The organism is Streptomyces sp. NBC_01190 (assembly GCF_045039895.1).
Lineage (GTDB): Bacteria > Actinomycetota > Actinomycetes > Streptomycetales > Streptomycetaceae > Actinacidiphila.
On sequence record NZ_CP108580.1, the window covers coordinates 468,623 to 489,704 of the forward strand.

Below are 21,082 nucleotides of genomic sequence, written 5' to 3' on the forward strand. Positions count from 1 at the left end.
GCGATCCCCCTGGGGTCGCGGCGCCCTCGGTGTCGCGGTGCCACCGCGCCGTCGTGCCGTGCGGGCGTCCCGCGAGCGCGAGAGACCCGCCGGCGGTCAACGGCCGATGGCGTCGCGGGCCTTGTCCATCATCGCCGCGAACGGTCCGGTCATCCGGACGGCGTTGGGCTTTCCCGCGACCTTGGGGTGCGGGTGGGTGGGCGCGAGGTGTTCTGCCTTGCGCAGCCGGTCGCCCATCGTGCGACGCTGCGTGACGGTGCACCGGGCGACGATCGCCGGGAACTCCTCCTGCTCCTCGTGTTCCGCGTGCGCGCTGACCGCCTGCTCGAACTCGGCGATCAGCAGGGCGAATTCGGTGCTGCCGGCGTCCATGTCCTCCAGCTTCTTGAGGATCTTGGTGGCTTCCGCCTCCTCCTCGTTGCGGGCGTCGGCCTCCCGCGTGCCGGCCGTCTTCTCGGCCACCGGCCGGAGGATCAGCTCCTCGGCGGCCTCGTGGACGGCCAGCAGGGCACGCAACTCGTCGAACGCCTGCTTCCGCTCCTCGCCCTGCGACTCGGCGATCTCCCCGAACAAGCCCCTGATCTGCGCGTGCTGCTCGAGCAGCAGTGCCACGACGTCACCGTCAGGCAGCATCGCCGCCGCGTCCCGCTCGGCCTGGGCTGAACTCATGATGGGCTCCTTCGTTCGGTTCGTTCGGTTCGTTCGGTTCGTTCGGTTCGTTCGGTTCTCTGGGCTCTTCGGGTTCTCTGGGTTCTTTCGGTTTCTCGGGCTCGCGGAGGTCTCTCCATCGGTTCGCGTGACCCGAGTCCGCGACGGGAAACCGGCGACCGGTGAATTGCCACCCGGATGGGTGCACCGGGCGTCGGCCGCCCTCCCCGCTCCCCCGGTGCGCGGTGAGGCGCGCGCACGCTTAGGATCGGGCGGATTCAGAGGAACCAGAGGAACCACAGAAAAGAAGGCAGGAGGAGGCGGCGCTCGTGTCCCGCGATGCCCGGTGGTCGGCGCTGCTCGATCTGCTCGCCGAACACGCCCGGCTCGACGTGGACGACGCGGCCGTCGCGCTGGGCGTCTCCGCGGCCACCATCCGCCGGGACCTCGACCAGTTGGCCGAGCGGCGGATGCTCACCAGGACCCGGGGCGGCGCGGTGGCCAACGGGGTGTCGTACGAACTGCCGATGCGTTACAAGACGGCTCGGTACGCGCCGCAGAAGCAGCGCATCGGGCAGGCGGTCGCCGCGCTGGTCGCGGTGGGCGACGTGGTGGGGCTGACCGGGGGTACCACGACGACCGAGGTGGCCAGGGCGCTGGCGCTGCGGGGGGACATCGGGGAGGGCGCCGCCGATCCGGCCGGAGCCGGGTCCCGGCAGCCGACCCTGACCGTGGTGACCAACGCGCTGAACATCGCCCATGAGCTGGTGATCAGGCCGCAGATCAAGATCGTGGTGACCGGTGGCGTCGCCCGGCCCCAGTCGTACGAGCTGACCGGTCCGCTGGCCCGCAAGGTGCTTGAGGAGATCACGCTCGACCTCGCGGTGCTGGGTGTGGGGGCCCTCGATCCGGTCAGGGGCGCCTTCGCGCACGACGAGGACGAGGCGAGCGTCAACCGGCTGCTGGCCGAGCAGGCCACCCGGGTGATCGTGGCCGCCGACTCGTCCAAGATCGGCAGGCGCGCCTTCGCCAAGGTGTGCGCGGTCGGCGCGATCGACACGCTCGTCACCGACCAGGACATCTCCGCGGCGGCGCTGGCCGGCTTCGAGCAGGCGGGCGTCACCGTCACGACGGTCTGACCGCTTCTCCCCCGGGGACGGGTGCCCGGCGGTCCGGCGCCGCCGCAACCACCCGGATGGCCCGGCGCGTGGGCCGCCGGTGACGATCCGGGGAATCGGACAGTGGGCGCATCTCCCCCCATCGCGCCCATCAGTACCTCATCCGCTGTCCCATCCGACGGAGGACCACATGCCCGACGCCCCCGTGTCCGAGGCTCCCGGCGACGACGAACTGCGGGCTCTGGACGCCCACTGGCGCGCCGCGAACTATCTCGCGGTCGGCCAGATCTATCTGCTGGCCAACCCGCTGCTGACCGAGCCGCTGCGCCCGGAGCACGTCAAACCGCGACTGCTCGGCCACTGGGGCACCTCACCGGGACTCAACCTGGTCCACACCCACCTCAACCGGGTGATCAAAGCCCGCGGCCTCGACGCCATCTGCGTCTGGGGCCCCGGCCACGGCGGCCCCGCGGTGGTCGCCAACTCCTGGCTCGACGGCAGCTACACCGAGACCTATCCGGACATCACCCAGGACACCGCGGGCATGGCCCGGCTCTTCAAGCAGTTCTCCTTCCCCGGCGGCATCCCCAGCCATGTCGCCCCGGAGACCCCCGGCTCCATCCACGAGGGCGGCGAACTCGGCTACAGCCTCTCCCACGCCTACGGCGCCGCCTTCGACAACCCCGACCTCCTGGTCACCTGCGTCATCGGCGACGGCGAAGCCGAGACCGGCCCGCTCGCCGCCTCCTGGCACTCCAACAAATTCCTCGACCCCGTCCACGACGGCGCCGTCCTCCCCATCCTGCACCTCAACGGCTACAAGATCGCCAACCCCACCGTGCTCGCCCGCATCCCCGACACCGAACTCGACGACCTGCTGCGCGGCTACGGCCACGACCCCATCCACGTCACCGGCGACGACCCCCTCACCGTCCACCGGGATCTCGCCGCCGCCATGGACACCGCCCTCGACCGCATCGCCGCCTTCCAGCACGCCGCCCGCGCCGAAGCGGCCACCGCACGACCCAACTGGCCGATGATCGTGCTGCGCACCCCCAAGGGCTGGACCGGCCCCGCCAAGGTCGACGGCCTCCCGGTCGAAGGCACCTGGCGCGCCCACCAGGTCCCGCTGGACAAGGTCCGGGACAACCCGCAGCACCTGCGGGAACTGGAGGAGTGGCTGCGCTCGTACCGGATCGACGAGCTCTTCGACGCCGACGGCCGCCCGCTGCCCCGCGTGCTGGAGTACGTACCGGCCGGCGACCGCCGGCTCGGCGCCAACCCGCACACCAACGGCGGCCTGCTGCTGCGCGACCTGCCCATCCCCGAGCTGGAGCGCTTCGCCGCGCCGGTGAACAAGCCCGGCACGACCCTGCACGAACCCACCCGGGTGCTGGGTGCGCTGCTGGCGCAGCTCATGACCGACACCGCGGGCCGCCGCGACTTCCGCCTGGTCGGCCCCGACGAGACCGCCTCCAACCGGCTCGACGAGGTCTACTCCGCCAGCGGCAAGGCGTGGCAGGCCCGCACCCTGGCGGTCGACGAGGATCTCGACCCGCACGGCCGGGTGATGGAGATCCTCTCGGAACACACCTGCCAGGGCTGGCTGGAGGGCTATCTGCTGACCGGCAGGCACGGCCTGTTCTCCTGCTACGAGGCCTTCGTGCACATCGTGGACTCGATGGTCAACCAGCACATCAAATGGCTGCGCACCACCAGCACCCTGCCGTGGCGCCGGCCCATCGGGTCACTGAACTACCTGCTCACCTCGCACGTCTGGCGCCAGGACCACAACGGCTTCTCGCACCAGGACCCCGGCTTCATCGACCACGTGCTCAACAAGGCCCCCGAGGTCGTCCGGGTCTATCTGCCGCCGGACACCAACACCCTGCTGGCGGTCGCCGAGCACATCCTGCTGTCCAAGGGTTATGTGAACGTGGTGGTGGCCGGAAAGCAGCCCGGCTTCGACTGGCTCGACCTGGAGTCGGCGCGCGCCCACTGTGCCCGGGGCGCAGGTATCTGGGAGTGGGCCGGCACCGAGAACGGCAGCCGCGAACCGGATGTGGTGCTGGCCTGCTCGGGTGATGTGCCGACCCTCGAGGTACTGGCGGCGGCCCAGCTGGTCCGGCAGTTCCTGCCCGAACTGACCGTGCGGGTGGTGAACGTCGTCGACCTGGCCCGGCTGATCCCGCAGGAGGAACACCCGCACGGGATGTCGGCCGCGGACTTCGACGCGCTCTTCACCGCCGACAAGCCGGTGATCTTCGCCTACCACGGCTATCCGTGGCTCATCCACCGGCTGGCCTACCGCCGCACCGGCCACCGGCACCTCCATGTGCGCGGCTACCGGGAGATCGGCACCACGACCACCCCCTTCGACATGGTGGTCCGCAACGACCTCGACCGCTATCGCCTGGTCATGGACGTGATCGACCGGGTGCCGGGGCTCGCGGTGCGCGCCGCGCCGGTACGGCAGTTCATGGCGGACATCCGGTTGCGGCACCACGCGTGGATCCGTGAGCACGGCACCGACCTGCCGGAGGTGGCGGACTGGAACTGGGAGGGCTGACCGGGGGCGGCGGCAGCGGCGGACGGGGGCGTGTCCGCTCAACCGATTCCGAAGGGTGTCGGACGAAGATCCGCCGTGTCCAAGGCTTGTGCGGCGGGTCCGGCTCCTCCAGTGTCGTCTGGGTGTGTCCTGCACGCTGCCCGCGCCCGGTTCTTTCTACCCATGGTCAGGTGAGAGGCATAACGATGTCAGATGCAGCTCCTCAGCAGGTAGGGGTCGCCGCCGAATCGACCCCCGGGGAAACCCGGGTGGCGGCCACCCCGGCGAGCGTCCGTCAGATCCTCGCCCTTGGCTACCACGTGGTCGTCGAATCGGGGGCCGGTACGGCCTCGGGCTTCTCCGACGACGCCTACGCGGAGGCCGGCGCGCGGATCGGGGAGGCGTGGCGGGCCGATGTCGTCCTCAAGGTGAACGCCCCCTCACGTGAGGAGATCGGCCGGCTGCGGGAGGGTGCGACCCTGGTGGGGCTGATCTCCCCCGGGCTCGACCCCGAACTCGTGGACGATCTGGCGCGGCGGCCGATCACCGTACTGGCCATGGACGCGGTGCCCCGGATCTCCCGGGCCCAGTCGCTGGACGTGCTCAGTTCGATGGCCAATATCGCCGGCTACCGGGCGGTGATCGAGGCCGCGCATGTCTTCGGGCGCTTCTTCACCGGCCAGGTCACCGCGGCCGGCAAGGTGCCGCCGGCGAAGGTCCTGGTGGCGGGCGCCGGTGTGGCGGGCCTGGCGGCGATCGGGGCGGCGAGCAGCCTGGGCGCGGTGGTGCGGGCCACCGACCCCCGCCCGGAGGTGGCCGAACAGGTACGTTCGCTGGGCGGTGAGTTCCTCGCCGTGGAGGTGGCGCAGGAGTCCGCCGGCGACGGATACGCCCGGGCCACCTCGGAGGCGTACGACCGGCGCGCCGCCGAGATCTACCGCGAGCAGGCCGCCGAGGTGGATGTCGTCATCACCACCGCGCTGATCCCGGGCCGGCCCGCGCCGCGGCTGCTCACCGCGGACGACGTGGCCAGTATGCGGCCCGGCAGCGTCATCGTGGACATGGCCGCGGCGCAGGGCGGCAACGTGGCCGGCACCGTCCCCGGCAAGGCGGTCGTCACCGACAACGGTGTGACGATCATCGGCTACACCGACCTGGCCGGGCGGCTGCCCGCGCAGGCCTCGCAGCTCTACGGCACCAACCTCGTCAATCTGCTGAAGCTGCTCACCCCGGAGAAGGACGGGCGGGTGCGGCTGGACTTCGAGGACGTGGTGCAGCGGTCGATGACGGTGGTGCGGGACGGCGCCAAGACCTGGCCCCCGCCGCCGGTGCGGGTGTCCGCCGCCCCGGCCGCCCCGGCGCCGCGGGTCCCGGTCGCCGCCGCGCCGGAGAAGCCCGGTCGGAACCGGGCGTCCCGGCTCGCCCTCGTCGGTCTCGGGATGGTCGCGCTGTTTCTGGTCATCGCCTACTCCCCCGCCCAACTCGCGGAGAACTTCACGGTGTTCGTGCTCGCCGTGGTCATCGGCTATTACGTCATCGGAAAGGTGCACCACGCCCTGCACACACCGCTGATGTCGGTGACCAACGCGATCTCCGGGATCGTCGTCATCGGGGCGCTGTTGCAGATCGGCCACGACCGGACGGCCGTCACCGTACTGGCGTTCGTGGCGATCCTGCTGACCAGCGTCAACATCTTCGGCGGATTCGCCGTCACCCGCCGCATGCTCGGCATGTTCTCCAAGGACTGAGGCCCCGTGATGACTGCCAGTACAGCAACACAGTCAGCGGACGTGGTTGCCGCGCTGCTCTTCATCCTGAGCCTGGCCGGACTCTCCCAGCACCGCACCTCACGCTCCGGGGTGGTGTTCGGCGCGTGCGGCATGGCGCTCGCGGTGATCGCCACCATCGTCTTCGCCTCCCGCGACATCTCCGGCACCGCGGTGGCGCTGATCGCGGTCGCCATGGCGATCGGCGCCGGGCTCGGCCTGTGGCGGGCCCGCGCGGTGGAGATGACCGGGATGCCGGAACTCATCGCGGTCCTGCACAGCTTCGTCGGCCTGGCCGCGGTGCTGGTCGGCTGGAACAGCTACTACGAGGTGGAGGCCCGGGGCTCGGCGCAGACCGCGGTCGCCGCCGATCTGCTCCGTATCCACCACGCCGAGGTGTTCATCGGCATCTTCATCGGCGCGGTCACCTTCACCGGTTCGCTGATCGCCTTCCTCAAACTGTCGGCCCGGATCAACTCTCGACCGCTGACGCTGCCGGGCAAGAACCTGCTCAATGTGGGCGCCCTGGTGGCGTTCGCGGCGCTGACGGTCTGGTTCGCGGTCAGCCCCGAGCTGGGTCTGATGATCGCGATCACCGCGCTGGCGCTGCTGCTCGGCCTGCATCTCGTCGCGTCCATCGGCGGCGGTGACATGCCGGTGGTGGTGTCGATGCTGAACAGCTACTCGGGCTGGGCGGCCGCGGCGGCCGGTTTCCTGCTCAACAACAATCTGCTCATCATCACCGGCGCGCTGGTCGGCTCCTCCGGTGCCTATCTCTCGTACATCATGTGCAAGGCGATGAACCGGTCGTTCCTCTCGGTCATCGCCGGCGGTTTCGGTATCGAGGCCCCGTCGGCCGGCGACGCGGAGCAGGGCGAGCACCAGGAGACCACCGCCGAGGAGACCGCGGCGCTGCTGGAGCGCGCCTCCTCGGTGATCATCACCCCGGGCTACGGCATGGCGGTGGCCCAGGCCCAGCATCCGGTCGCGGAGCTGACCCGGGCGCTGCGGGAGCGCGGCGTCGAGGTCCGCTTCGGGGTGCACCCGGTGGCCGGCCGACTGCCCGGCCATATGAACGTACTGCTGGCCGAGGCCCGAGTGCCGTACGACGTGGTGCTGGAGATGGACGAGATCAACGACGACTTCGCCCACACCTCGGTCGTCCTGGTCATCGGCGCCAACGACACGGTGAACCCGGCGGCGATGGAGGACCCGGCGAGCCCGATCGCCGGCATGCCGGTGCTGCGGGTGTGGGAGGCCGGGCAGGTGGTCGTCTTCAAGCGCTCGATGGCCTCCGGGTACGCGGGGGTGCAGAACCCGCTCTTCTTCCGGGAGAACACCGGGATGCTCTTCGGCGACGCCAAGCAGAGCGTGGAGAGCATCCTCCGCGCGCTGACCCCGCGGCCGTCCCGCACCGCCGAGCCGGACGCCCGCTCCCCTGCGGCGCAGGCGGCATCCGCCCATTGAGCGGCTGGGCACCGGGGCCTCGCCGATCTGCGGCGGGGCCCTCGGCGTTTCGGCGTTTCGGCGTATCGGCGTATCGGCGTATCGGCATTGGGGTGATGTCCCGTACCGGTGGGCCCGCAGCGGGTAGATCATCACCGTGCCCTTCCGGCACGCGTGCGCTCGGCAGGGAGACCCGGTGACCCGACTGGCCCTTTGGTGTTTCGATCACCGTCGCAGAGTGGTCGCGTTCTGGCTGCTGGCCCTGATCGTCACCTTCGGACTCAGCCGGGCGATCGGCAGCGACTACAACGAGAGCGTCAGCCTGCCGGGAACCGACTCGCAGGCGGCGGTGACGCTGCTCACCGACAATTTCCCCGCCGCCTCGGGCGAGCCCGACCAGGTGGTCTTCGAGGCCGAGCGGGGCGCCACCGTCCGCTCCCCCGCCGTCCGCCGGCCGGTGACCGCCGCCCTCGGCAAGGTGGCCGCGGTCCCGGGCGTCGCCTCCGTGGTGAGCCCGTACAGCAAGCCGGGCGCGGCGCAGATCAGCCGCGACGGCTCGGTGGCCTTCGCCCGGGTCACCTGGAAGAAGAAGGCCGCCGACGTCAGCAAGGCCGACGCGAGCCGGCTCATCGCGGCGGCGAAGACCGCGGACGGGCCCGACGTCCATGTCTCGCTCGGCGGCGCGTCGATCACCAACGAGGAGAGCAAGGGTCCCGGCACCTCGGTCGCCGTCGGCGTGGTCGCCGCCCTGATCATCCTGCTGATCGTCTTCGGCGGCGCCCTCTTCTCCTCCCTGATGCCCGTGCTCACCGCGGCGCTCGCCCTGGTCGTCGGCACCTCGGTGATCAGCCTGCTCTCCCGCGCCACGGACACCCCGAGCGTCTCCACCGACCTCGCGGTCCTGATCGGGCTCGGCGTCGGGGTCGACTACGGCCTGTTCATCATCAGCAGGCACCGCAGCGCGGTGCGGGCCGGCACGGCCTACCGGGCGGCCGCCGCCGAGGCGGCCAACACCTCAGGGCGCACCGTGCTCTTCGCCGGCATCACGGTGTGCATCGCGCTGCTCGGCCAGTACGCGCTCGGCGTCAACTTCCTGTACGGCCTCTCGGCGTCCTCCGCCCTCACCGTCGCCCTGACCATGGCCACCGCGCTGACCTTCCTGCCCGCCATGCTCGGCTTCCTCGGGCCCAAGGTGCTCTCCCGGCGGGAACGGGCCGCCCTCGCGGCCAAGGGGCCGATCTCCACCGACGCGGCCGGGTTCTGGCTGCGGTGGGCGAAGGCGATCGAGGCGCACAACGCGTTCGTCGCCGTGACCACGCTGGCGATCGTGGTGGTGATCGCGCTGCCCACCTTCAGCCTCCGGCTGGGCTCCGCGGGCGCCGCCAACGACCCGGCCACGTCCACCACCCGGCAGGCGTACGACGCCCTGGCCAGAGGCTTCGGCCCGGGGTTCAACGGCCCCTTCCAACTCGTCGGCCGGGTCTCCTCGCCCGCCGACGTGACGGCGTTCCGCGAACTGCTGGGCCGGGCCGCCCGCACACCGGGGGTGGCGTCGGTCACCGCCCCGGTGACGTCACCGAACCGCCAGGTCATGCTGGCGATCCTCTATCCGACGACCGCGCCGGGCGCCAAGCAGACCGTCACCCTGGTCTCCACCATCCGCCACGACCTGATCCCCCCGGTGGAAGCGGGCAACAGCCTCGTGGTGCACGTCGGCGGCGTCACCCCGAGCAATATCGACTTCTCCCGGGTGCTCACCGACAAGCTGCCGCTGTTCATCGCGGTGGTGGTGATCCTGGCGTTCCTGCTGCTGATGGCGGTCTTCCGCAGTCTGCTGATCCCCCTGGTGGCGGCGGTGATGAACCTGCTGTCCGTCGGCGCCGCCCTGGGGGCGCTCAACGCCGTGTTCACCTGGGGCTGGGCCAACTCGGCCTTCGGCCTGTCGGGCAAGGGTCCGGTCGACGCCTTCATCCCGGTACTGATCTTCTCGGTGCTCTTCGGACTCTCGATGGACTACGAGGTGTACCTGGTCAGCCGGATGCAGGAGGAGTGGCACCGGCGGCGGGACCACGGCCGGCCGGACGACCGGGCCGGCCGGCGAGCGGCGGCCGTGCGGCACAACCACCGGGCGGTGACCGTCGGCCAGGCCAAGAGCGGGCGGATCATCGCGGCTGCCGCCGGCATCATGATCCTGGTCTTCGGTTCCTTCCTCATCGGCGACCAGCGGGTGCTGAAGGAGTTCGGTTTCGGGCTGGCCTTCGCCGTTCTCGTCGACGCGCTGGTCATCCGGGGGCTGCTGGTGCCGGCGCTGATGCACGTCTTCGGGCCGGCCAACTGGGCGATGCCGCGCAAGCTGGAGCGGGTGGTGCCCAACTTGTCCTTCGAGGGGCCCTCGGACGGCGAGCGCTGAGGGCGGGCCGGATCGCGGTGGGCAAGCGGCCCGGTGCAGGTTAGCGGCGGGGCGGGCGGCCCGGTGCGGGCGGGCGCCCGGTGCCGGCGGCCCCGGCTCAGCGCCGCGCGGACTCCTCGGGGAGCGGGATCCAGCGGTGCGACCAGGCGATGACCGCGTCGAGAATCGGGCTCAACTCCCGCCCCTTGGCGGTGAGGTGGTACTCGGTCGTAGCCGGGCCGGCCGATTCGGGCGGGCCGGCCCGGCGTTCGAGGAGGCCGTTCGTCTCCAGGGTCCGCAGCCGCTGCGCCAGCATGGTGTCGCTGAGCCCGGGCACGGCCGCCCTGATCCGGGCGAACCGGTGGTGCCCGGTGAAGACGGCCTGCAGGATGGCGCCGGTCCACCGGCCGCCGATCAGCTCGATCGCGGCATGGAACCGTACGCACACCTGGTGTATTTCGACCGCGGACCCGTCGGACACGATGACCTCCGTTGGTTGCGCGCGTTCGTTACGCGCTCGGCGCGGGCTCGGCCGGGGCCCGCAGCGGCCGGAGCACCGCCTCGACCCGTACCAGCTCGTCGAGCATCGACTTGGCGGACGCGGTCAGCATCTCATTGGCGACCAGGCCCTCCTCCTCGTCGATGAACTGGTGCACGAAGGGGATGTTGACCGCTTCGTTGACCGGCGTCATCTTCACCGTGGTGACGACCTGCTTGACCATCTGAACGGCGCGGGTGCCGGCCGAGACTCCGCCGTAGCTGACGAAGCCGACCGGCTTGTAGCGCCACTCGTTGTGCAGGTAGTCGATGCAGTTCTTCAGCTCGGCGTTGAAGCCGTAGTTGTACTCCGGCATCACGAAGACGAAGGCGTCGACACCGGAGACGAGGGCGCTCCAGTCGCGGGTGTGCTGGTGGGTGTAGCTCTGGAGCCTGGGGTGGTTGGGCTCGTTCATGAACGGCAGCGCCACCTCGGCCAGGTCGATCAGCTCGACCTCGGCGAAACCGGCGTGCGCGCGCGCTTCCCCGTCGAACCACTGGGCGACGGGCAGCCCCACCCGCCCTGGCCTGGTGCTCGCCACAATGATCCCCAGCTTTGACATCGCTTGCTCCTCAAAAGGTTCCTGGACGGCGAAGACTCAACTAAAGATACCTTAGTCCCCAGGTCATCTCTGCCACGGTCGGCCGACAGCGCCGCCGCCCCGCCCGGACCCGTCCAGTGGCGGCGGGCCCTCGACGCCGATGCAACACGCCCAGCTCAGACGACGATCACACCCGTTACAGTCGACGGCCATGGTTGATTTCCACCCGCCGACCGATCCCTACGACGCCGGATTCCTCGACACCGGAGACGGCAACCACATCTACTACGAGCAGCTCGGCAACCCCGGCGGCAAGCCCGCGCTGGTCGTGCACGGCGGTCCGGGCTCGGGCGCGCCGCGGCGGCCGACGAGAGCCTGGGACCCCGAGGCGTACCGCGTCATCCGCTTCGACCAGCGCAACTGCGGTCGCAGCGCCCCGCATGCCAGCGACCCGGCGGCCGACATGCGCCTGAACACCACCCAGCACCTGATCGACGACATGGAACGGCTGCGCGAACACCTGGGCATCGACAGGTGGTTGCTGAACGGCGCCTCCTGGGGCGCGACGCTCGCCCTGGCCTACGCGCAACAGCATCCGGACCGCGTCACCGAGATGGTCATCCCGGCGGTGACGACCACCCGCCGCTCCGAGACCGACTGGCTCTACCGGGGCGCGGGGCGGTTCTGCCCCGAGGCGTGGGACCGGTTCCGCGACGGCGTTCCCCCGGACGAGCGGGACGGCGACCTGCTCGCCGCCTACGCGCGGCTGATGGAGAACCCCGACCGGGCGATCCGGGAGAAGGCCGCCGCCGACTGGCTCGCCTGGGAGGACGCGGTCATCTCGAACGAGCCCAACGGTGTGCCCGGCATGTACAGCGACCGGGAGGTCGACGCGCAGATCGCCTTCGTCCGGATCTGCGCCCACTTCTTCAGCAACGGAGCGTGGCTGACCGAAGACCAACTGCTGCGGAACGCCCACAAGCTGGCCGGTATCCCGGCGGTACTGGTGCACGGCCGGCACGACATGGGCAGCCCGGTGCAGACCGCGTGGGAGCTGGCGAAGGCCTGGCCCGACGCACGGCTCCACATCATCGAGGACTCAGGACACGCCGGCAGTGAGGCCTTCGGCGAGACGGTCCGCACGGCCATCGACGCATTCAAGCACCGGTAGTCCGCCGGGCACGGCGCGGCACCCGCGTCCGACCACCGGGTCCCGCGCCACCCGGCCACCACCCGGCCAACCTCCGCCGCGGCAAGGGCTTCTCGCCCGCCACCCCTGCCGGACGCCGTCCCAGGGCAGCGCGCCCAGCCGTGCGGCGATGGCGGCGCCGATCCGGGCCGCTCGCGCGGTGAAGCGGAATCGCCGGCGCCTCGAATATCGCACATGCGTTCGAACATGTGCCAGAATCCCCTCATGCCCCACCACGCCTTTCCCGACGAGCTCGTCCAGGCGCAGCGCGACTGGTACGCCACCTATCGCGAACTGGCCGGAACCGGAGCCCTCGGCACGCGAACCACCGTCCTGCGGCGCCGCCTCGTCCGGCTCTCCGTACGCATCACCGCCCACCCCTTCTGGGCGACGCTGCCCGGTACGGCGCCGGCCGCCCGGATGGCCCTCAAGGAGATGACGTGGACGGAGCCCTTCGACGCCCGCCCGCTCGCCCCACCCGCCGGGATCGAGAGGCCCGCCTAGCGACCGGCTCACGACCCGGCGGTCTCACGTCGCTCGAAGGACCGGCGGCGGCCGCCGGTCCTTCGAGCGACGATGACGACGAGGTCAGGCCGTCGGGGCCTTGGCCGCTTCGGCCTTGAGCACCGCGTCGCGCAGTCGGACCCGGCCCGGCAGCAGTTCGCCCGCGGTGCGCGCTTGTTCGAGAGCCCCCGACCACCACGCCAGATCATCAAGGAGGACGTCGAGGGCCGCGCTGGTGTCCGCGCTCGTGGGACGGCCGGTGTCGTCGAAGGCGCCGTTGGCGAACGGGATCACGACCGTGTTGCGCAGCGGCACGGCCTCTGCCTCCACCACGATCTGGGCGAGGTGCTCGATCGCCCGGATCGCACCGCTGATGCCGGCGCTGTAGCCGACGGCGGCGACCGGCTTGTTGCGGAAGGCGTTGGACGCCCAGACGGAGTCGATGGCGTTCTTCAGGACGCCCGGGATGCTGTGGTTGTACTCACTGGTCACCACGATGTACGCGTCCGCGTCCTTGATGACCTTGTTCCACGCCTTGACGAGCGGCTCGGAGTACGTGGGGTCGTTGATGTCGCCCAGGGTGCCGAAGTGCTCGGAGAAGAAGGGGAGCGGCCAGTCCCTCAGGTCCAGCACCTCCACCTCGAAGCCCCCGTGGGCGGCGGCCACGGACGCCACCCAGGGGGCCACCCGGTCCGCGGCCCTGGTCGGGCGGGTGGTGCCCACGATGATCTTCAGTTTGGACATGCGTACCTCCGCGTCGCGTTCAACAGATCATTACGGTAAGACCAATCGTTGGAGATTACCAATTATTGAGGAGCGGGGTACGGTGAGTGCATGGAGAGCACGCGGACGACCGTCGAGAGCCAGTCCATGCCGCTGGTCATCCATCTGGCGCGGCTGGGCCGCCGCGCAGCCGACGCCTCGACCGAGGCGGGCGGCCTGCGCCACCGGCACCTGATCGCACTGACCTTGCTGAGCGGTAACGGAGCGATGAGCCAGCAGGCGCTCGGGGAGGTGCTCTGCCTCGATCCGAGCAGCGCCGTCGGACTCCTCAACGATCTCGAAGAGCGCGGCCTGACCACCCGCCGCCGCGACCCGGCCGACCGCCGGCGCCACATCGTGGAGCTGTCCCCGGACGGCGACGCCGCCCTGGCGTCGGCCCAGGCGCGACTGGCGCGAGTCGAGGACGAACTCCTCCACGCACTCACCCCCGAGGAGCGCACAACGCTGCACGAACTGCTGGTCCGCGCGGTCGGGGCCGATCGTCCCGGGTGCACCGCGACCGAGTCGCAGCCGGCCCCGCACTGCGACTGAGGCCCGCGCGACGGCACCACACCGACAGCCACGACCACGGGCGCTACCGGTGCTCGGCCCCGGCGGCGCTGAGCCACCGGAACGTGCCGCGAAATCGCCCGCGGGACCACCCCACCCGCCCCAGCGCCACCTCACGCCCCCCATTGCGGCGCCTCATCGAGAGCGCTCTCTGAATTGCTTGACAGCCGCTCCCGCGCCCTCCAGGGTACGTCTGCGAGAGAGCGCTCTCAGAGATCGGGGGGCCGCTCCCGCAACGTCGTCGTGCCGCCGCGCCGTCCCGCGCCGGCCATCCGTAAAGGTGGGTCGTACCTCATGTCCTCGTTCCGGGCCGCAGACAGTGCCGCGATCACCGGCAGCGCCAGTGCCGGCGCCAGTGCCGCAGACAGCCGACCCCCGCGGCGGAACCGCGGATCCGGGACGAGACCGGCGGAGGGCGGCGGCCTGAGCCGCCGTTCGTTCGTCGCCGCGGCGGCCCTCGCGACCACGGTGCCCGTGGCGGGCGCCGCGACACCCGCGCTCGCGCAGAGCCCCGGCGCGAAAGGCCACCCGCACGCCCCCGCCGAGCCGGACTTCGGCCCGAACGTCACCGTCTTCTCCCCCGACACCCCGACCGCCGACATCCAGGCCGCGCTGGACGCCGCGGCGCTCGAGCAGGTCCCGGCGGAGTTCGGCACGAGCCGCTACGCCTTCTTCTTCAAGCCCGGCACGTACGACGTGGACGCGCAGCTCGGCTACTACACCTCGCTGGCCGGCCTCGGCCTGCTCCCGGACGATGTGACGATCAACGGCGCGGTCCGGGTCGAGGGCCAGCCGCAGCCGGGCGGCGGGGACAGCGCGCTGACCAACTTCTGGCGGTCGGCGGAGAACCTCGCCGTCGTACCCACCGGCGGTGTCAACTGGTGGGCCGTCTCCCAGGCCGCCCCGCTGCGCCGGGTGCACATCCGCGGCCAGCTCTTCCTCTTCCCCAAGATGGGCGGCTTCTCCAGCGGCGGCTACATCGCCGACTCGCTGGTGGACGAACAGGTGCTCAACGCCTCGCAGCAGCAGTGGCTGACCCGGGACAGCACGATCGGAAGCTGGTCCAACGGCGTGTGGAACCAGGTCTTCGCCGGCGTCCAGGGCGCGCCCGCCCAGTCCTTCCCCAGCCCGCCCTACACCACGCTGCCGACCAGCCCGCTGAGCCGCGAGAAGCCGTTCCTGTACGTGGACGACAACGGCGGCTACCGGGTGTTCCTGCCGGCGCTGCGCCAGAACGGTGTGGGCACGACCTGGAGCGGCGGTACGACGCCGGGCTCGTCCGTACCGATCGACCGGTTCTTCATCGCCAAGCCGGGTGACTCGGCGCGCACCATCAACAAGGCGCTCGCCCAGGGCAAGCACCTGCTGCTCACCCCCGGGATCTACCGGCTGACCGACACGATCCGGGTCAAGTGGGCGGGCACGGTGGTGCTCGGCCTCGGGTACGCGACGCTCACGCCGGTGGGCGGAGTCGTGCCGATGACGGTGGCCGACGGCCGGGGCGTACGGATCGCGGGCGTGCTCTTCGACGCCGGTCCGGTCAACTCCCGGGTGCTGCTGGAGATCGGCGGCCGGCGCGGCGGCCGCACCGACCCGCGCGACCCGGCGTCGGTGCAGGACGTGTTCTTCCGGATCGGCGGCGCCGGCCCGGGCAAAACCACCACCGCGCTGATCGTCAACAGCGACAACGTGCTGCTCGACCACATCTGGGCCTGGCGGGCCGACCACGGCAGGGGGGTCGGCTGGACGGCGAACACCGCCGAGACCGGGGTCGTCGTCAACGGCGACAACGTGCTGGCCACCGGCTTGTTCGTGGAGCACTTCCAGAAGTACAACGTGATCTGGAACGGCGACCGGGGCCGGACGATCATGTTCCAGAACGAGCTGCCCTACGACCCGCCGAACCAGGCCGCCTACCGGCACCACGGGGTGGACGGCTGGGCCGCCTACAAGGTGGCGGACTCGGTGAAGCACCACGAGGGGTGGGGCCTGGGCTCGTACTGCTTCTTCAACGTGGACCCGACGATCCACAACGCGCACAGCTTCGAGGCGCCGGTACGGCCCGGTGTGCGGTTCCACGATCTGCTGACGGTGTCGCTCAACGGGGACGGCGTGATCGACCATGTGATCAACGACTTCGGCGACGCGGCGCAGGGTACCGCCACCGTGCCGGTGAACGCGGTGGAGTACCCGGCGAGTTGACCCACCGTCCGCGACGCCGTGCCCGGGGTGCCGCCGCGGGAACAGACCGCGTGCCCCCGTTCGCGGAACCGTCTCGACCGGCGGATCACGGCTGCCTAGGATGAGGGCCAGCTTCTGCGATCGCAGGATTACTCAGAGTCGAGATGCCATGAGGGGCCCTATGGAGCACGGGGACGCACCGCTGACCGACAAGATCGACGTGACGGTGCCAAGTGTGGCTCGCATGTACGACTACCTTCTGGACGGAAAGGACAACTACCCGGCCGACCGGGAGGCCACCGAGCAATTGCTCCAGCAGGTCCCGAGCATGAAGGTGCTCGCGCTCAACAACCGCGACTTCCTGCGCCGCGTGGTGCGGGTGCTCGCCAAGGACTACGGCATCAAGCAGTTCGTGGACCACGGATCGGGTCTGCCCTCCGTGGACAACGTCCACGAGATTGCCCAGGCCATCCACCCGGACGCCCGCGTGGTCTACAGCGACATCGACCCGATCGTGCTGGCCCACGGACGGGCACTGCTCGAACAGAACGAGAACACCGCCGTCCTCCAGGCCGACTTCCGGGACATCGACTCCATCTGGGAGAGCGACGAGGTCAAGCGGCTGATCAAGCTGGACGAGCCGATCGCCGCGCTCTTCGTCTCGGTGCTGCACTGCATCAAGGACACCGACGACCCGGCCGGCGTGGTCCGCCGGGTCCGGGAGAAGCTGCCGCCCGGCAGCTATCTGGTGGTGTGCCAGCTCGTCAGCGACGACGCGGAGACCCGGCGCTCGGTCACCGAGTTCATGGCCGAGTCCACCGGTGACAGCTGGGGCGAGGTGCGCACCCCGAAGGATGTCGAGGGGTATCTGGCGGACCTGGAGATCCTGGAGCCGGGCCTGGTGGAGGTCTCCACCTGGCGCGCCGACAACGACCTCGCCCCCAAGCAGCCCAGCAGGGAGTGGATCGAGTTCGGCGGCGTCGCCCGCGTGGGCTGACGGCGGACCGGCCACGGCGGCCCGATCGCGGCACGCGGATCGGGCCCGGATCGGGCCCGGCCACCGGCGATGCCAGGGGCCCTGTCGCGCGACCCTCAGCGGTAGCGCTTCAGGGCCTCTTCCAGCATCACCCGGCTGGCGGCGGGCGTCGCGGCCAGGGCGCTCAGCCCGTCGAGCGCGGCACGGTAACGGTCCAGGTCCTCGAGCCGGTCCAGATACACCGCGCTCGTCATGTGCTCCAGATACACCACGTCCGGCAGAAAGCCCTGGGCGAAGCGGAGATAGGTGACGGCGGTGCCCGGCGTGGCCTCCGCGCTCGCGGCGTACGAGGCGATCTGGAGGCGTACGCCCGGCTGTCGCAGGACGTCGAGCAGATACGTCAACTGGTCGTACATCACCTTGGGTCCGCCGACCGGCCGGTGCAGTACGCCTTCGTCGATCAGCGCCCACAGCACGGGGGCGCCCGGCTCCCACATCCGGCGCTGCCGTTCGAGCCGGAGCGCGACCCGGCGCTCGACCTCGGCCGGGGCGGCGAACCGGTGACCGCTGGACACCACCGCGCGGGCGTAGGCGGGCGTCTGCAACAGGCCGGGCACGAACTGCGTCTCGTAGGTGCGGATCACATGGGCGTCCCGCTCCAGGCCGATGAGCTGCTGCAACCAGTCGGGGACGACCTCACCGTACGGCTGCCACCAGTCGGGCTGGGCGGAGCGCCGGACCAGGACCGCGATCTGGGCGATCTCCTGCTCGTCCACGCCGTAGAGCGCGAGCAATTCCTCGACGTCCCGGGCCTTCAGCGAGACATGGGCGGTCTCCATCCGGCTGATCTTGGAGGCGTGCGCCCGGATGTGCGCGCCGGCTCTCGCCGGGGTCAGCCCGGCCTGCTCCCGCGTGCCGCGCAGATATGTTCCCAGTACACGGGCCATGGCTCTGGTGCCCATGTCGGGTCGGCGTTCAAGGAGTTGTATCGGCGAAACGAGCTGCGGCGAGGCGGGCATGCGGGCTCCCCAAGGGTATCCGGACAGGCCAGTATTGCATTGGGGAGCCCGCGGCCACCGTCTAACGGAGGTGCTTGCCGACCGACTTGGGGCCGGGACCGGCTCTCTCAGCCGGTGAGGCCGTCGAAGTCGCCGTCCCTGGCGCCTTCGACGAACGCGGTGAGCTCCGCACGGGTGTAGACCAGGGCCGGCCCGTCCGGGAAGCGCGAGTTGCGCACCGCCACACTGCCGTCGGGCAGCGAGGCGACCTCGACGCAATTGCCGCTCTGGTTGCTGCGTCCGCTCTTGATCCACTGAACCCCGGTCAGAGAGCTGGCCTGCACGCCATTGTCGAACTGCTGCACCGAGCATCACTCCTTTGTCGGTTCGGCTGGTCCCTCATGTTTGATTTCGCCGCAGGGACCACCATAGAGACACCCGTACCCGTGGGACATGGCCAAATGCAATTCCCGATGCAATTGCACGAGCCCGGTCAAACCTTGCCCCCTACGGCTGCCGGTCCCCCGGTTCGGCGCGGCAGGTCGGGGCGGTTCCGGGTGGGGAACCGCCCCGGGTGGGGGTCAGTTGGCCGCGCGGATCTCGATCAGGAGGGCCTGGCCGGGGTTGAGGGTGGGCATCGGCACCCCCGCGACCGCCAGTACGGCGCCCGGCAGTGTCACCCAGCCGTCGAGCGCGGCGGTGAGCCAGGCCGGTCCGCTGGTCTGGTGAAAGGACGGCAGACCGATGTCGTGGCGGATCCGCACCTGGTAGCGGGTGTCCGCGGCGAGGCCGGGGAAGGCGACCCGGCCCCACTGGGCCTCGGGCGAGGTGGCGACCCGGGCCCAGCAGTAGAGGGCGCCGGCGCCGTCCTGGGCGACCACACCGTGCAGCAGTGCGGCTTCGGCGGCCGCGTCGCCGAGGTCCCCGAGGTCGGCGCGTACGATCCGGCCGCTGTGCAGCAGGGGCCGCATTTCCCGGTAGAGGGCGGTCCAGGCGGTGAGCCTGGCCACCTCCTCGGGGGTGCACAGGGTGATGTCCTGCTCGATGCCGGCGTGGCCGAAGAGCGCGGTCGCCATCCGGAAGGTGTCCGAGCTGATCCGGCCGGTGGTGTGGCTGGTCGCCGGGCCCACATGGCTGCCGAACAGCTCGGGGGGCAGCAGCTGGGCGGTCCAGCGCTGGATGGACTGCCGCTCCACCGGGTCGTTGCAGTCCGAGGCCCACACCCGGTCGGTCCTGGCCAGGATGCCCAGGTCGATCCGGCCGCCGCCGCTGGCGCAGCTCTCGATCTCCAGCCCCGGGTGGCGCTCCTTGAGCGCGTCGATCAGCCGGTACAGCGCCAGCACCTGGGCGTGGGCGGTGGGCCGGTCACCGGGGCCGTGCACGGCCTCGTGCACCTCCCGGTTATGGTCCCACTTGAGATACGCGATGGGGTACTTCTCGACCAGCGCGTCGAGCGAGCTCAGCAGGTAGTCCCACACATCGGGGTGGGCGAGGTCGAGTACGTGCTGATGGCGGGCGGCCGGCCCGACGCCCTGGGCCGGGCCGAGCACCCAGTCGGGGTGTTCGCGGGCCAGGTCGGAGTCGAGGTTGACCATCTCCGGCTCGACCCACAGGCCGAACTCCATGCCGAGCGAGCGCACATGGTCGACCAGCGGGGTCAGTCCGTCCGGCCAGACCCCCGGATCCACGGTCCAGTCGCCGAGCCCGGCGTTGTCCGAGCGGCGGCCGCGGAACCAGCCGTCGTCCAGCACGAAGCGCTCGACGCCGACGTCGGCGGCCCGCTCGGCCAGCCGCAGCAGCCGGTCCAGGTCGTGGTCGAAGTAGACCGCCTCCCAGCTGTTGAGGATCACCGGGCGCGGGCTGGTGGGGTGGTGCGGCCGGGAGCGCAGCAGGGTGTGGAAGCGCTCGGCGAGGCCGTCGAGGCCGTCGCCGGACCAGGCGTAGTGGCAGACCGGGGCCTGGTAGCTGTCGCCGGGGGCGAGCCGGATCTCGCCGGCCCGCAGGATTTCGCCGCCGCCGAGCACGGCGGCGTGGGTGCCGGCGCCCTCCGGGTGGCGTTCGACGAGGTAGCGCTGGTCGCCGCTCCAGGCGATGTGCAGGGCCCACACCTCGCCGTGGCGGAAGCCGAATCCGGGCACACCGACGGTGACCACGTAGGGCGAGTCGAGTCCTGGCTTGCCGCGGCGCAGTTCGCGGGCGTGCGTGCCGTATCCGATCGGGCGGCGCTGCGGGGAGCGTTCGCGGCTCCACTTGCCGGTGAAGTCGAGGATCTCGGTGGCCCGGCGGGGCAGCGGCAGCAGGGTGGTGACCTGCGCGAGGTCGTACGGCGCCGGGTCCGCGTCGGCCCGGCGGGTGATGTCCGTGGCGACCGCCAGCACGCCGGAGGGGTCGAGGGTGTAGCGGACGGTGGCGTCGAGTCCGGCCGCGTCGTCGGTCAGCTCGATGGTCAGCTCACCGCCGCCGTTCGGCTCCTGGCGGACCGCGGTGGCGCGGGTGCGCGGTCGCGGGGCGGCCGCGGCGCCGGCGATGTGGCCCTGCTGGGCCGGGGTGCCGGACCAGCCGTCGGCCTCGCCCGGCCAGATGGTGAAGCGGCGGGGGGTGTCGAGGGCGTTGTTGAGCACGGCCGCGTCGGCGGTCAGGCCGAGGGCGGCGGTGTCCGCGGCGGACAGCTCGCCGAGGTCCGCCCCCCAGTGCAGGACTCTGGGCACCGGCTCGGTGAGTTCCACGACCAAGCAGGTGCCGGCCGCGCGCAGGGAGACGATCCGCGCGGTGGTGTCGGGCATACAGAGTCCTTTCCGTGCGTCCACGGCTGTGGACGGTTCCGGCGAACCGGGCCCGGCCAGGCGCGTGGTGCGCGGCCGGGCCCGATTGTGATCGGCGGTCGTTCGTACCGGCGGCGGTGGGCCGT

At 71.1% G+C, this 21,082-nt stretch carries 17 protein-coding genes; 10 read left to right on the forward strand and 7 right to left on the reverse strand.

What is annotated here, in order from left to right; all coding sequences use genetic code 11:
• Positions 1 to 96: 96 nt before the first annotated feature.
• On the reverse strand, positions 97 to 669 hold the full coding sequence (locus OG519_RS02040; protein WP_405577830.1) for a hemerythrin domain-containing protein: 573 nt from the start codon (positions 667 to 669) through the stop codon (positions 97 to 99).
• Between the two features lie 308 nt (positions 670 to 977).
• Here OG519_RS02040 and OG519_RS02045 point away from each other — a divergent pair, with 308 nt between their 5' ends.
• The 5 genes from OG519_RS02045 (at position 978) to OG519_RS02065 (ending at position 9,936) form a co-directional block, all read left to right on the forward strand.
• A complete protein-coding gene (locus OG519_RS02045) occupies positions 978 to 1,787 on the forward strand; it encodes a DeoR/GlpR family DNA-binding transcription regulator (RefSeq protein WP_405577832.1) in 810 nt (269 codons plus the stop codon).
• Positions 1,788 to 1,956: 169 nt separating this feature from the next.
• Positions 1,957 to 4,335 carry a phosphoketolase gene (locus OG519_RS02050; RefSeq protein ID WP_405577834.1) on the forward strand — a complete coding sequence of 793 codons (2,379 nt, stop codon included), beginning with the start codon at positions 1,957 to 1,959 and terminating at the stop codon, positions 4,333 to 4,335.
• Positions 4,336 to 4,520: 185 nt separating this feature from the next.
• Positions 4,521 to 6,062, forward strand: coding sequence for a Re/Si-specific NAD(P)(+) transhydrogenase subunit alpha (locus OG519_RS02055; RefSeq protein WP_405577836.1), 1,542 nt, complete (start codon positions 4,521 to 4,523; stop codon positions 6,060 to 6,062).
• Between the two features lie 9 nt (positions 6,063 to 6,071).
• Complete coding sequence (gene pntB, locus OG519_RS02060; protein WP_405577838.1) at positions 6,072 to 7,547, forward strand: Re/Si-specific NAD(P)(+) transhydrogenase subunit beta; 1,476 nt, start codon at positions 6,072 to 6,074, stop codon at positions 7,545 to 7,547.
• Positions 7,548 to 7,764: 217 nt separating this feature from the next.
• Positions 7,765 to 9,936: an MMPL family transporter gene (locus OG519_RS02065; protein WP_405577840.1), complete on the forward strand. Its 2,172-nt coding sequence runs from the start codon at positions 7,765 to 7,767 to the stop codon at positions 9,934 to 9,936.
• A gap of 97 nt (positions 9,937 to 10,033) precedes the next feature.
• Here the strand turns inward: OG519_RS02065 and OG519_RS02070 are convergent, their stop codons facing one another.
• A complete protein-coding gene (locus OG519_RS02070; protein ID WP_405577842.1) occupies positions 10,034 to 10,396 on the reverse strand; it encodes a winged helix-turn-helix transcriptional regulator in 363 nt (120 codons plus the stop codon).
• A gap of 28 nt (positions 10,397 to 10,424) precedes the next feature.
• Positions 10,425 to 11,015 carry an NADPH-dependent FMN reductase gene (locus tag OG519_RS02075; RefSeq protein ID WP_405577844.1) on the reverse strand — a complete coding sequence of 197 codons (591 nt, stop codon included), beginning with the start codon at positions 11,013 to 11,015 and terminating at the stop codon, positions 10,425 to 10,427.
• 190 nt (positions 11,016 to 11,205) lie between these two features.
• Between OG519_RS02075 and pip the strand changes: the two genes are divergently transcribed.
• A complete protein-coding gene (pip, locus tag OG519_RS02080) occupies positions 11,206 to 12,165 on the forward strand; it encodes a prolyl aminopeptidase (protein ID WP_405577846.1) in 960 nt (319 codons plus the stop codon).
• 243 nt (positions 12,166 to 12,408) lie between these two features.
• A complete protein-coding gene (locus tag OG519_RS02085) occupies positions 12,409 to 12,687 on the forward strand; it encodes a hypothetical protein (RefSeq protein WP_405577848.1) in 279 nt (92 codons plus the stop codon).
• An 84-nt stretch (positions 12,688 to 12,771) separates the two neighbouring features.
• Here OG519_RS02085 and OG519_RS02090 read toward each other — a convergent pair whose 3' ends face one another.
• Entirely contained in the window at positions 12,772 to 13,431 is a 660-nt protein-coding gene (locus OG519_RS02090; protein ID WP_405577850.1) for an NADPH-dependent FMN reductase, read from the reverse strand.
• Positions 13,432 to 13,521: 90 nt separating this feature from the next.
• Between OG519_RS02090 and OG519_RS02095 the strand changes: the two genes are divergently transcribed.
• From OG519_RS02095 to OG519_RS02105, 3 genes are all read left to right on the forward strand, one after another.
• Positions 13,522 to 14,001, forward strand: a complete 480-nt coding sequence (locus OG519_RS02095; protein WP_405577852.1) for a MarR family winged helix-turn-helix transcriptional regulator — start codon at positions 13,522 to 13,524, stop codon at positions 13,999 to 14,001.
• 312 nt (positions 14,002 to 14,313) lie between these two features.
• Positions 14,314 to 16,221, forward strand: coding sequence for a coagulation factor 5/8 type domain-containing protein (locus OG519_RS02100; RefSeq protein WP_405577854.1), 1,908 nt, complete (start codon positions 14,314 to 14,316; stop codon positions 16,219 to 16,221).
• Between the two features lie 160 nt (positions 16,222 to 16,381).
• The gene (locus OG519_RS02105) at positions 16,382 to 17,197 is read left to right on the forward strand and encodes an SAM-dependent methyltransferase (RefSeq protein ID WP_405577856.1); all 816 of its coding nucleotides are present in this window, start codon (positions 16,382 to 16,384) and stop codon (positions 17,195 to 17,197) included.
• Positions 17,198 to 17,292: 95 nt separating this feature from the next.
• On the opposite strand, the gene OG519_RS02110 is transcribed toward OG519_RS02105, so the two are convergent.
• The 3 genes from OG519_RS02110 to OG519_RS02120 form a co-directional block, all read right to left on the reverse strand.
• Entirely contained in the window at positions 17,293 to 18,123 is an 831-nt protein-coding gene (locus OG519_RS02110) for a helix-turn-helix domain-containing protein (RefSeq protein ID WP_405577858.1), read from the reverse strand.
• Positions 18,124 to 18,302: 179 nt separating this feature from the next.
• Positions 18,303 to 18,539: a DUF397 domain-containing protein gene (locus OG519_RS02115; RefSeq protein WP_405577860.1), complete on the reverse strand. Its 237-nt coding sequence runs from the start codon at positions 18,537 to 18,539 to the stop codon at positions 18,303 to 18,305.
• 216 nt (positions 18,540 to 18,755) lie between these two features.
• Positions 18,756 to 20,957, reverse strand: coding sequence for an alpha-galactosidase (locus tag OG519_RS02120; RefSeq protein WP_405577862.1), 2,202 nt, complete (start codon positions 20,955 to 20,957; stop codon positions 18,756 to 18,758).
• Between the last annotated feature and the right edge of the window lie 125 nt (positions 20,958 to 21,082).